Origin of the sequence: Sulfuracidifex metallicus DSM 6482 = JCM 9184 (genome assembly GCA_032834875.1) — an archaeon.
GTDB lineage: Archaea > Thermoproteota > Thermoprotei_A > Sulfolobales > Sulfolobaceae > Sulfuracidifex > Sulfuracidifex metallicus.
In genome coordinates, this window is record CP135238.1 from 42,062 (window position 1) to 54,036 (window position 11,975).

Here is an 11,975-nt window from a genome sequence, read left to right on the forward strand (position 1 = left end):
ATAAAACAGTTGTTATAGCTATATGAAAGGTAATATTTTACGATGCTATAATGTCCTTATAATGGACCGGCCGGGATTTGAACCCGGGACCTCCCGGATGCCAACCGGGCACTCTTCCAGTCTGAGCTACCGGCCCACTTTTCTCATTCTCTCCTTTTATCTTATAAAACTTTATTGGGTGTTTGACATTGAATAGAACGTAGAATATCTATAATCATTTTTTATCTTTTATATAATTTATATACGACTGAATATAACTTGCTTATTAATATATTATGCTTACTAAGTTAAAGATAATAAGCGTTTTATCATACTTCTATCTAAGTTAGCAATGTGGTAAAATTAGGCATTGTTTATAGTAATTTATTATCACCTCATTTCGCAGGAGGAGGTTCGCTTCATGCCTATGAGGTAGTTATGAGACTTAGAAAATTTTTTGACATAGTATATTATCCTTCTTCTTTATCTTTCAAGTGGAGTACTGATATCTTAACACAGAAAGCTAATGAGTTAGAAAGGCAAGGAATAATAATAGTTGATGGATTTTATTCTATTTTAGACGATATATCCAAAAATAAATTATCAATAAATAAAATGGAAATAATCTTAAAAGAAAAGAAAATTATTAATAAACTTATAGAAAAATATTCTTCTGATGTTGATATATTTTATGAGCCAGATCATACTTCTCCAGACATTTTTTATTTTGGAAAAGCATTTAATAAAAAATTTGGTTTTACAATACATGAACCCCTTTTTTATGCAGATTCTTTTAGTTATTTAAGAAGGCTTTTAAAATTCTATAAAATAAATCCTTATACTGGAAAGGGATTTTATACCCGTTTTCTTTACAACGAGCTTTTAGCTAAACCTAAATACAAGCGTCTTTTGAAAACATCTAAACCTACATTTATAGCTTCAGTAAGCCAGGGATCTCTAGAAACTTCACACTTAGATGGAGAAGTAATTAGACCTGGAAACGCATTTGATTCTAATCTATTGTCTTATAGAGATAAAGGTAAGGAAGATTATGTAGTATTTTGGAGTAGATTAAATCAAGATAAAGGAATTTTAGAAGTTCCTCAAATTTTAAAGATTATGGAATACAACCTTCATAAAAAGATAAAGTTAAAGTTAATGGGGAAGTTCTTTGATAAATATAATGAAAAGAGATTTTGGAATAAAGTGAAAAAGTTAAATTTAGATGTAGAATATTATGGGTTCGTAGAACGGGAAAAGCTTAACGAGATAGTTTCTAAAGCTAAGGTTTTAATATACCCTAGTCACGTAGATGGTTTCTCTTTAGTGGTTCTAGAGTCATTGGCATTAGGAACTCCAGTAGTAGGATATGACATTCCTGCAATAAAAAGTGTATATTCTAATCTAGAAATGATTAAAATAGTAAGAGAGTTCGATAAGAACTCCATGGCTATAGAAGCTTCTAAACTATATTCTACTTCAGAAAAGGAACTAAATACGTTAATTAATAATGAAAAGGTTTTAGACTTTTTACGTCTACATTCTAGCTGGGATAATGTAGCTATAGCAGTTAAAAACATAATCAATAAATATTTAGAATAGTATCAATTTAAATAAGAAACATAGCCAGCTAGACCTATAAAGTTCATTTTATCACTAAAGCATGTGTAAGTATAAAAGAGATTAGGTATAATTCTCTGCTATGATAAACTATGTGATAGAAAAAATAGAATCGGAGTCATTGAAAGATAATGTAGTAGGAGACCCTTCAACTAGGGAGATATTGACTTTTCTTCCACCTGAAAACGATCAGAAACCATTTCTTCTTATAGAGCTAGCTGGCTTAAACTGGAAGCCAGTGATATCTAATAAATTTGGGCAAATTATAGGTAAGCTCTTCTCGTCGAAGAAATTGAAGAGAAGCATTGTAATAAATCCTAATTTTAAAACAAAAATTTATGTTAATCAATATATAAATTCTCCAATCCTTGGGAGTTATGAGAACTTTATTATTAATGAACTAATTACTTATTTTCGAGAAAAATACGACGTAGAGAAGGTAGCCCTTTTCGGTAAGTCGTCAGGAGGCTTTGGGGCATATACGCTTGCCGTAAGACATCCAGACATAATCAACGGCTTTGCTAATCATTTTGGTGATAGCTGCTTCGAATATATGTATATTCAAGACTTTTTGTATACCAACAAACTGTTTAGATCTGAATGTGTAAAGAACTGGCTGAATTCTGTACTTAAAGGAAAACAATTAAGCGAAGATGAAATGAGGGCAGTAAATGTAATTGGAAGTGCCTTCTTTTATTCTCCCAATCTAAGGAGTGAAATTATGTCGGATCTTCCTATAGATTTGGAGACTGGAGGTATCGAGGTAGAAACTTGGGCTAAATGGTTGTCATTTGATCCAGCAAAGAATGTTGAAAAGCACTTAGAAAGTTTGTCTAAGTTAAAAGGAATTTATTTGGACGTAGGAACAAAGGACGAATATAATCTATTTGTAGGGATAAGAACTCTTCATAAGAAGATGGCTAAGATGAAAATTCAACATAAGTATTGTGAATTTGAGGGAGGACATTTTGGTAACTCGTCTAGATACGAATATTCTCTTCCATACCTAGAGGAGAGACTTAGCGAACAACTATGAGGAAACCATGGTTGATACATATCTATCTTGTCTTTTTATCATTTTACTTAATATATTATTTATTAATTCTTCTTCATTTATTTCAGGTTTACTTAGGTTGAGGTAGATCGGTTTTGTTAGATGTCTATATAAGGGAGATTGATATAATCCTAAAGTTATGTTTCTGGATATGCTCCTCGTTGTTTTACTATTTGCGAATGTTCTACATCTTTTACATCTATATCCTTTATCTTTCCCTGCAGATTCCATTCTCCTTTTACATATAGGACATAAAGGTATCTCATTAATCTGATCGTTTAAATAAAGAACTTCAATTCTCTCCGCCTCAAGGATCTTTGAGTTATTAAATGATGGTTTTATTGCTCCGCTTACGTGTATAAGATCTCCTCTTTTAAGTTCTTTAGCTAGAGAATTTAACTCTCTTGATTCTCTGTATACTATAACAAGCATCTCATTATCGCTTCCCTCTATTAGTACATGCCCTCCCTTCATTATTCTGATAGAATTGATTTTAATTTTCATTGAAGTAGTCTGATAATATCTAGTCCCTAAATATTTTAAATGTGAATCCGTCATCTGATTAGTTTTAAATATCATGAAAAAATCTAATTCCTCTTTTGCATTTATTGTGTTCATTTCTTTTATTAAAATTTCTGGATCTGTTCCTCTTAGTCCGTAAAAGACTGGGTCTCTTCCATGAGATAGGATTAACGGCTTATTCTTAAAGTAGTCATAATTAGCTACTACTCTAGGGAAGAAGATAGAATCTGCTTCCATTATAGATTTGTTATCTACATCTCTATCTTTATTCCAATTTTCTATTTTTCTATAAGTTAATAGTTCGAACGTATAATCTTCGTCGAAACCTAATGCTGCTATACTTCCAATTAATCCTCTACTTCCTCCTATCAAAATTTTATTATTTTTAGCAAATTTTTTAGCTAAATCTAGGGGAATTACATCCGAAACTGCTCTTTCATAGAATGACTCTAATTTATCCTTAATGAGATTATATTTATCATATTCTAAGATAGCATATCCTGGCTTCCTATTTAGGTTATATCCCATAGAAATTTTTTTAACATATTTTTCTGATGTATCTGACACTAATTGCTCTAATTCACATAAACTTATATTACAATCTACTATAAACGAGATACTAGCATTTCCCCTAGTTTTCCATGGAATATTTGGATTCAGTCTAACTAGTTTTGGTAATTCACTTATTTTACAATTTTTAAGAAAAAGTTTTTCTAGTAGTATGGAAGAAAAATGTGTTGTACAGCCGGCCTTAGTAGAGTCGTGATCATCTACTCCAACTATAAATTTCATTTTAATTCATTTCTTAACTAAACTCTTTCCTTCCATAATTACCATTGTTAGAGTAGATCTAACCTTAGGTAACTTTCTTATAGTATTTGTAACAAAACTCTTTAGCTTATCAGTATCGCTTGTCTGTATTTTAACAACCAGATCATAGACACCGTAAACTATATCAATCTCTACTACTTCGTCTAGTGTTACTAATTTATCAAAAACTTCTTGTTCTCCACCAGGATCTGTGTTTATGAGGACTATCGCAGAAGGCAATTTTTCCCAGTAGTTTTATTACAACTTTGGTTATATGAACTTTACGGCATTTATGAAAATTTACGTAATAGAGTTCAATCAGGACGACCCCACTAAAAACACTGCAAGAAAAATGATTAGGATGAAATTAGCAGAACCTACTAAGAGACCTCAAGGAATAGTTCTCAATCCTCTTGCGGAAAGAATAATATCTATAGACGACAAGACCTCATTTGAAAAAGAAGGTCTTACTGTGCTGGATAGTTCATGGAACAAATCTGACGAAAGCTTTTTTAGAAAATTTCTAAAAAATGGAAGAAGACTTCCTTTTTTAGTTGCAGGAAATCCGATAAATTACGCTAAACCGTTTAAACTTTCCTCGATAGAAGCAACGGCAGCTGCATTATATATTTTAGGAAATATCGTAGAGGCTAACAAATTGATGAGTGTATTTAAATGGGGTAAAACGTTTTTAGATTTAAATAGAGAACTATTAGATTCTTATGTTAATAAAAAAGAAGAAGAAATAAGACAGATAGAAAATAATATAATAAATAGCATAAAAGACGGATAAAAATGGGCCATGGTAATAACCCGACTTCTGTATCTGGGGAATTTGGCTTTGCGTTATTAGAGGGATCGAACTCCACTCATATCCCTCCTACTTGCTCCAGAGAGGTCTACCGTTTCAAGCCACTTTAGCTCATCTCGCCTACCTCTAGCATTTACATGCCTGAGGATCGGTTCATCTTCATCTAGAGCTAAGCGGCTTCGTTTCTGTGTAGTAGCCAAGGGATCTCCCCTTGCCCCATGACGGAGCTCTCTTTGAGTTTGGAGGTCGGAGTTTCCTCAGCCTTGAGGCCGTAGTCCCCTGCCATGGCCCCCTTAAAAATTATGGAGTTGGAAGTATTTTTGTTAATGCTATCACTAAACCTATCATTACTATGCTTATTATAATCACAGCTTTAGGATTAACTTTAATCTTCTCTATATCCTCATCATAATATCTGATTAACCCTGCCATTGAAGATAGTGGTATATTTTCCTTCTTTTTCTTTGAGGCTGGCATATTTACTCAATTATTCTTGTCTTCTTTATCTGTCTTATAATTTTTGTTGCGTTCTCTATATTACTCTCTATTATGTTCCCTGTAACTATTATGTCAGCTCCGGCCTCGGCAATTTTTGTTGCCTTATCTTCAGTTTTTATGCCACCGCCAACAATTAATTTGATATTTGAAATTTTCTTTATAGCAGATATCATTTCAGGTCTGATTGTTTCTGGAGAACCAGATCCAGCCTCTAGATAAGCAAATTCCATGCCCATGAATTCAGCTGCCATTACGTAAGCTGCTGCAAGGTCGTAGTTATCAAAAGGAATTAATCTGGCTCTTCCTATGTGACCTGCAGTTCCACCGTAGCCTACTATTAAATATGCAGTAGGCAATGTTTCTAGTCTAGTTTTCTTTATAATTGGCGCTCCTAATACCTGAGCCCCTATTACATAATAAATATCATCTGAATTTAACAATGAAATAAAAAGGATAGCATCCGCCTTCTCTGACACTACGTTGACATTGCCTGGGAAAAGTATTTTTGGTATAGGAAAATCCTCTAGGATATCTAGACATGTTTCGAGCTCGATTTTAGATATTCCTAACGTTCCTCCTATTAGAAAGGCATCTGTTCCAGCCTCATATAACTGTTTTGATAACATTGAAAGATCCTTTAAAGATGATAGTTTATCTGGATCAATCAAAGAGAAATGTAAAGGTCTGCCTTCCTCCAAAACTTTATTGATGTAATTCCTCACTCTTCCCTTCATCTTCATAGTTCTCCTCTTCCTCCTTTTGGTTATTTTCTTCATCGCTTATTTCAATTTCCCCTTCAAGATACATATCTAGAAACTTGCCATATGCATTAGCATTATCAAATACTGGTGGAACTTCTATCTCAGCATGGAGGCCGCAAGCACCGCAGGTTATGTTTGCCATCCCATTCTTAATTTTAATGTTTATACTTACCTTCCCACATCTAGGGCATTCGAAAGTACTAGGGACTTTAGGTCTTACTCTTATCGGTTTAGTCCTCTTCTTTCTTTTACCTCCCATTATGCTCTACCTTTCACACTTTTCTTTTTCTTATTTACGGTTTCTCTTCTTTCAGGGGTCATAATATCTACTATAACTACATAGGCAAAAGTAACTATTATCGTAACTATTGCCGCAAAAAATACTGAACCAACTAAACCTAAGCTAACCATTAAGAGTTCCTATGTAGCAACGCTTTCCTTAGCTTTAAAGATTTTCCAGTAGAATAAATCTCTTCTAAAATCTTAAGAAAATCTTCTTTATTTAGATATAAGGTCAACAACTCATCGCTATCAATGGCATTTTTTAAATATCTTAAATGATAACAGAAATCTGATCTATTTCTATAGACGTTATTAAAAAGAAATGATTTACATGAGCATGTATCTTTGCTCATTATGTAATCTGAACCGTTTCTGCTCATATAGATATATAAAGAAGGTAATTCATCATTTACCTTTAATTTAACTATATTTTCTGCATAATGCCTTTTATTTTGATGATTTTTCGACAATTTCTATTTCATCCTCCTTTCTGGCTATTACTATTTTATCAATTAAATTAGAACAAAATATTCCTGTCTCTAATATTCCTGTAATATTTTTTAGTTTTTTATCAAGTTCACAAAGATCAATTTCATTTTTTATTTCTAAATCCAGGATCATGTTCCCGTTGTCTGAAAAGACTGAACCTATTTTACCGTCAGACTCTCTGGGTTTGGCTTCAATACCTTTTTCCTTCAACGAATCTATAACGTATTTATGAGCTACGGGTAATACTTCTATAGGTATTTTTATCGAAGAATTTCTATTTATTATTTTAGTATATTCTCCGATATATACTCTATGCTTAGAATATGAGGCAAGAATTTTTTCTCTAAATAAGGCAGCCCCTCCGCCCTTTATCATTACTGAATTATTTATATCTTTTTGTAATAAAAGTGAATCGAAACTATCTACATAGATATCAGGCCTAACACCGATATATAACGATAGTACATTGAATCCATAATTACTTAGCCTTATCTCAGAATCTATTGAAGAAGTAATAAATTTCTTGTTTATAAATAACTCTTTATTTATATTAATTTTTTCTATTAACGTTCTGGCTGTTCTCCCAGTTCCTATTCCTATTAGATTTTCATTAGCTAACAACGGTAGCGTTTCTGAAGCTAAGAGTTCTTTTAAATCCGACATGGCAAACCTCATTAATTATAGAAGTACGTTTATTATAATATGTTTCACTGGATCCGTAGCTCAGCTAGGACAGAGTGAGGGCCTCCGGAGCCCTTGGTCCCGGGTTCAAATCCCGGCGGATCCGTATAATTAAAAGCTATTATCAAATTTATTTAGAAATTTATAGTAAAGCCCAATGTTTTGTTATGGGAGCATTTAAGGGATTCCTCTGCAACGTTTTACTAAGTAAATTAGCTTTACTTATTATAAGTTTAATCTCAAAAATAATTTCTAAAAAAATTTTTATTTTCCCACTTTAATAGAATAGAAACATTTCGATAAAGCAATGTGTTGATTGAAAATAATATATTAACTTTACGAGAGTAAAGAAAGGCATGAAAACAGAAAAAAATAAAGTAGTTTCGCTAGTTGAGATTCAATTGTGGTCATCTAATGTTTGAAGAAGACTGGGATGAAGACTGGGAAGAGGACGAGGAATGGGAAGAAGAAGATTTGGAGGAAGAAGATCTAGAAGATGACTGGGAAGAAGATGAATTTTAAGTAAAATTATTTACTTTTTATTTTTTAATTGAAAGTTTTTGGTGAGATTATGAGGCTTGCTGTTATAAATTATGATTTTTGTAAACCAGACAAATGCAGTACTGAATGCATTTCTTACTGTCCAATCGATAGATCTGGAGGTAATGCCATAGAACTCGCTGAGATAGTTAAAGGTAAACCCGTAATATATGAACAGACGTGCATAGGATGTGGAATATGTGTAAAGAAATGTCCATTTGAAGCTATTACTGTAATCAATTTGCCAGATCAATATGAAGGAGATGTAATTCATAGATACGGGATAAACGGATTTAAGTTATTTGGAATTCCTACGCTTAAAGAAGGATTCATCACCGGAATCTTGGGTAAAAACGGAACTGGAAAAACCACTATGCTTAAGATAATTTCTGGAGAACTTTTACCTAATTTTGGAGATGTGGATAGCCAGCCCAGCCAGGAAAATGTACTTAAGAGGTTCAAAGGTAAAGAAATGTACGGTTACTTTGAGAAACTTTACTCTAAAGAATTAAAAGTAGCGCATAAAATACAATATGTGGAATATGCAGGAAAGTTTTTGAAAGGATCTGTAAGTGAAATACTAAAAAAGGCAGATCAGAGAGGTAGAATAGACGAAATAAAAAGCCTGCTTTCAATGGAAAGATTTTGGGATAAAGATTGCAAAGTTTTAAGCGGAGGAGAACTCCAAAAACTCCTCATAGCTGCAGCCCTAGCTAGAGATGCAGATGTATACGTTTTTGATGAACCTTCGTCCTATCTAGACGTAAGAGAAAGGACAAACATGGCTAAAGCTATAAGGGAACTCACAAAAGGCAAATATGTAGTTTTAGTGGAACATGATCTAGTCGTACTTGATTATCTTGCTGATTTTATAAATATAGTCTACGGAGAGGGAAGCATATATGGTAAGGTATCCAAAGTATATTCTTCTAGAGTAGGAATAAATAATTTCCTTAATGGATTTCTACCTACAGAAAATATGAAAATTAGGCAAGACAAAATTGATTTTGTAATAAAGGAATTATCAGACCTAGATTTTGCTAAGGACGTTAAAGAAAAGGTAACTTGGACCGAAATTTATAAAAACAATTCTGGATTTAAACTTAAAGTTAATGCTGGAAACGCTAGAGAGGGGGAGATAATAGGGATAGTTGGACCTAACGGAATAGGTAAGACCACTTTTGTAAAGATGTTAGTAGGAGAATATAAGCCAGATATAGGCGAAGTGACTCCTGATACTTTGAGGCTTTCTTATAAACCTCAAGTTATTTCTCCAAACAGCGATTTAACAGTGAAGGAATATCTAGAAAACGTGAGTAAAGACATACTCTCTAATTCTTCCTGGTTTTACGTAGAAGTAATAAGGAGGTTAGGTCTACATAGACTACTGGAATCAGTTGTGAATAATTTAAGCGGAGGAGAACTCCAAAAACTCCTCATAGCTGCAGCCCTAGCTAGAGATGCAGATGTATACGTTTTTGATGAACCTTCGTCCTATCTAGACGTAGAAGAACGTTATATAGTAGCAAAAGCCATAAAGAAAATTTCTAGAGAGAGAAAATCAGTAACTTTTGTAGTTGAACATGATCTCTCAATTCATGATTATATAGCAGATAGGATAATGGTGTTCTTGGGTACTCCTTCAATAGAAGGCGAAGCTATAGGTCCTCTCTCTATTAGAGAAGGAATGAATACATTCCTGAAAAGTTTAGGGATTACATTCAGAAGAGATGCAGAGACTGGAAGACCTAGAGTAAATAAGATAGATAGTTATCTTGATAGAATACAGAAAGAAAAGGGAGAATATTACTCTATAGCGAAAGTTTCCTCATAAGAGCAAAAGTTTTTAGATGATATCCCTATTCTTTATTCAAGATGAAATCTACTATCAGCGTATTAAAAGCAGATATAGGTTCTTTAGCAGGACATCATATGGTTCATCCTGATACGATAGCTGTAGCGACAAAGGTTCTATCTGAAGGTAAAAAACAAGGTATAATAAACGATTTCTATCCGACCTTTGTCGGAGATGACATGGAGTTCATAATTTCTCACAATAGAGGCGAATTGGATCAGAAAGTACACGAACTTGTATGGAACGCGTTAAAAGAAGCAGCTTCGAAAGCTAAAGAACTTGGTTTATATGCCGCGGGGCAAGATCTTTTATCAGATTCCTTTTCAGGAAACCTAAAGGGAATGGGACCTGGAATAGCTGAAATGGAAATAGAGGAGAGACCATCGGAACCTTTTGTAGTCTTCATGGCAGATAAAACCGAGCCTGGTGCATTTAATTTACCTTTATTTAAGATGTTTGCAGATCCCTTTAATACTGCAGGACTAGTTATAGACCCGGCCCTTCATGACGGTTTCAAATTTGAGATTCTTGATGTATATGAAGGAGAATCAATAACACTTAATACCCCAGAGGAGAGCTACGACCTTTTAGCTCTTATAGGAACTCCTGATAGATATATTATAAGAAGAATTTATAGAAAGCAAGATAACATGCTGGCTGCAGTAGTTACAACTGAAAGGCTTAATCTGATAGCAGGAAAATATGTTGGTAAAGACGACCCTGCGATGATCGTAAGAGTGCAGCATGGCCTTCCTGCACTAGGTGAAACATTAGAAGCGTTTACTGTGCCCTACTTAGTCGCGGGCTGGATGAGGGGCAGTCATTACGGTCCATTGATGCCAGTTTCACAAAAGGACGCTAGGGCAACTAGATTTGATGGTCCACCTAGGTTAGTAGGTTTAGGATTTAATCTAAAGAATGGTAGATTAGTAGGACCTTCTGACCTATTTGATGATCCTGCATTTGACGAGGTAAGAAGGACTGCTAATATAATAGCTGACTATATGCGTAGACACGGTCCATTCATGCCTCATAGATTAGAGCCACAAGTTATGGAATATACTACTCTTCCAAAAGTAATGGAAAGATTGAAGGGAAGATTTAAGAAAGAAGAGGGAACAAACAAGGCAAAGGCAAGCATATATACATCCTCAGAAACAAATGAATAAAGGTGTTAGGCCATAGGCACAGTATATACTAAAGATATAAAACGAATGGCTGAATTAATTTATGAGAAATATACTGAAGAAGTTACATCCGACTATCAGAAAAATAAGGAGCTTGTAAAAAAGGTTGTCAATGTAAATTCCAAAACTGTTAGAAATAGGCTCGCCGGATACTTAACTAGATATTATAATAAAGCTAAGAATAAGTCAGCAGCACAAGAGACATTTGAGGAGGAAACCGAAAGTTATGCCTAAGTTAATTTTTGAAGGACCTTTAATTTCTTTTTTTGGTAAATGTGTTGAAATTAAAAAAGATGGCTCAATTATAGATCTTCTTATGGATATTGATAAGGCAGGAATATTAATAGATAAATCAATGAGAATAAAGCCAGGTATAATAATACTATTAAATGGAAAAGATACTAGGCTATTGGATAAAAGCCTAGTAAATACAAGAGTTTTATCGGAAACCGACGAAGTAACGTTCATTCCAGTAAATCATGGTGGTTGAATGTTTTTAGTTTCTAAAGTTATAATTAGATCTAGGGAAGACATTAAATCGATAGCTAAGTTTAGTGATAATGAAGTTGTTCAGGTTTTAGGATATTTACCTAAAGATGTAATCATTGATCAATCCTGCTACATTTTTTTTAGTTCTAATTTTATTAGATTTTCTAGAGTTAAAAATAATGCTATGATTTTCCTTATGTTATTAACCTCCACATCTCAAGTTAAAGATGCTATAAACGCCTCTGGTGTTTCTTTAGATGGTGAAAATTACATTATAAAATGTAGAAAATGTTTTACTGAGGGTAAGCATAGGGAAATGCACCTCTCTATAGAGGATCGTTTACATTTGACATTTAATGCTATTACTTTTACCTGACACACTCTTTCCTATACCTTG

Annotated in this window: 15 protein-coding genes, 2 tRNA genes and 1 other RNA gene; 9 read left to right on the plus strand and 9 right to left on the minus strand. The window is 33.5% G+C overall.

Annotated elements, in window-relative coordinates:
- Window positions 1–62: 62 nt before the first annotated feature.
- Window positions 63–136 (minus strand) — tRNA-Ala (locus RQ359_RS00235).
- Between the two features lie 197 nt (window positions 137–333).
- Between RQ359_RS00235 and RQ359_RS00240 the strand changes: the two genes are divergently transcribed.
- On the plus strand, window positions 334–1,581 hold the full coding sequence (locus RQ359_RS00240) for a glycosyltransferase family 4 protein (protein ID WP_338116958.1): 1,248 nt from the start codon (window positions 334–336) through the stop codon (window positions 1,579–1,581).
- 100 nt (window positions 1,582–1,681) lie between these two features.
- On the plus strand, window positions 1,682–2,635 hold the full coding sequence (locus RQ359_RS00245) for an alpha/beta hydrolase-fold protein (protein ID WP_054838802.1): 954 nt from the start codon (window positions 1,682–1,684) through the stop codon (window positions 2,633–2,635).
- Here RQ359_RS00245 and RQ359_RS00250 read toward each other — a convergent pair.
- Together RQ359_RS00250 and RQ359_RS00255 are read right to left on the minus strand one after the other, a co-directional pair.
- Entirely contained in the window at window positions 2,630–3,967 is a 1,338-nt protein-coding gene (locus tag RQ359_RS00250) for a tRNA(Ile)(2)-agmatinylcytidine synthase (RefSeq protein ID WP_156016350.1), read from the minus strand. The two genes, RQ359_RS00245 and RQ359_RS00250, sit on opposite strands and share 6 nt — an antisense overlap.
- Window positions 3,968–3,973: 6 nt before the next feature.
- Window positions 3,974–4,225 carry an Lrp/AsnC family transcriptional regulator gene (locus RQ359_RS00255; RefSeq protein WP_054838803.1) on the minus strand — a complete coding sequence of 84 codons (252 nt, stop codon included), beginning with the start codon at window positions 4,223–4,225 and terminating at the stop codon, window positions 3,974–3,976.
- Window positions 4,226–4,277: 52 nt separating this feature from the next.
- On the opposite strand from RQ359_RS00255, the gene RQ359_RS00260 reads away from it, so the two are divergent.
- On the plus strand, window positions 4,278–4,778 hold the full coding sequence (locus tag RQ359_RS00260) for a DUF367 family protein (RefSeq protein WP_054838804.1): 501 nt from the start codon (window positions 4,278–4,280) through the stop codon (window positions 4,776–4,778).
- 4 nt (window positions 4,779–4,782) lie between these two features.
- Here the strand turns inward: RQ359_RS00260 and rnpB are convergent.
- From rnpB to rpiA, 6 genes are all read right to left on the minus strand, one after another.
- Window positions 4,783–5,087, minus strand: an RNA gene (gene rnpB, locus RQ359_RS00265) — RNase P RNA component.
- 9 nt (window positions 5,088–5,096) lie between these two features.
- Window positions 5,097–5,273 carry a preprotein translocase subunit Sec61beta gene (locus tag RQ359_RS00270; protein WP_054838805.1) on the minus strand — a complete coding sequence of 59 codons (177 nt, stop codon included), beginning with the start codon at window positions 5,271–5,273 and terminating at the stop codon, window positions 5,097–5,099.
- A gap of 2 nt (window positions 5,274–5,275) precedes the next feature.
- Window positions 5,276–6,034, minus strand: a complete 759-nt coding sequence (locus RQ359_RS00275; RefSeq protein WP_156016349.1) for a phosphoglycerol geranylgeranyltransferase — start codon at window positions 6,032–6,034, stop codon at window positions 5,276–5,278.
- Entirely contained in the window at window positions 5,997–6,314 is a 318-nt protein-coding gene (locus RQ359_RS00280; RefSeq protein ID WP_054838806.1) for a transcription elongation factor, read from the minus strand. Before RQ359_RS00280 ends, RQ359_RS00275 begins: the two co-directional genes overlap by 38 nt.
- Window positions 6,314–6,466, minus strand: a complete 153-nt coding sequence (locus RQ359_RS00285; RefSeq protein WP_156016348.1) for a hypothetical protein — start codon at window positions 6,464–6,466, stop codon at window positions 6,314–6,316. Before RQ359_RS00285 ends, RQ359_RS00280 begins: the two co-directional genes overlap by 1 nt.
- 318 nt (window positions 6,467–6,784) lie before the next feature.
- Window positions 6,785–7,501 (minus strand): ribose 5-phosphate isomerase A, encoded by a 717-nt coding sequence (gene rpiA / locus RQ359_RS00290; protein ID WP_240900017.1) that lies wholly within the window; start codon window positions 7,499–7,501, stop codon window positions 6,785–6,787.
- Between the two features lie 37 nt (window positions 7,502–7,538).
- Here rpiA and RQ359_RS00295 point away from each other — a divergent pair.
- From RQ359_RS00295 to RQ359_RS00320, 6 genes are all read left to right on the plus strand, one after another.
- Window positions 7,539–7,613 (plus strand) — tRNA-Arg (locus tag RQ359_RS00295).
- Between the two features lie 465 nt (window positions 7,614–8,078).
- A complete protein-coding gene (locus RQ359_RS00300) occupies window positions 8,079–9,881 on the plus strand; it encodes a ribosome biogenesis/translation initiation ATPase RLI (RefSeq protein WP_054838824.1) in 1,803 nt (600 codons plus the stop codon).
- A 41-nt stretch (window positions 9,882–9,922) separates the two neighbouring features.
- Window positions 9,923–11,071 carry a fructose-1,6-bisphosphate aldolase/phosphatase gene (gene fbp, locus RQ359_RS00305; protein WP_156016346.1) on the plus strand — a complete coding sequence of 383 codons (1,149 nt, stop codon included), beginning with the start codon at window positions 9,923–9,925 and terminating at the stop codon, window positions 11,069–11,071.
- A 12-nt stretch (window positions 11,072–11,083) separates the two neighbouring features.
- Window positions 11,084–11,323 carry a 30S ribosomal protein S17e gene (locus RQ359_RS00310; protein WP_277020807.1) on the plus strand — a complete coding sequence of 80 codons (240 nt, stop codon included), beginning with the start codon at window positions 11,084–11,086 and terminating at the stop codon, window positions 11,321–11,323.
- Complete coding sequence (locus RQ359_RS00315) at window positions 11,295–11,579, plus strand: ubiquitin (protein WP_457921224.1); 285 nt, start codon at window positions 11,295–11,297, stop codon at window positions 11,577–11,579. Before RQ359_RS00310 ends, RQ359_RS00315 begins: the two co-directional genes overlap by 29 nt.
- Window positions 11,580–11,954, plus strand: a complete 375-nt coding sequence (locus RQ359_RS00320) for a hypothetical protein (RefSeq protein ID WP_156016343.1) — start codon at window positions 11,580–11,582, stop codon at window positions 11,952–11,954.
- Window positions 11,955–11,975: the final 21 nt, after the last annotated feature.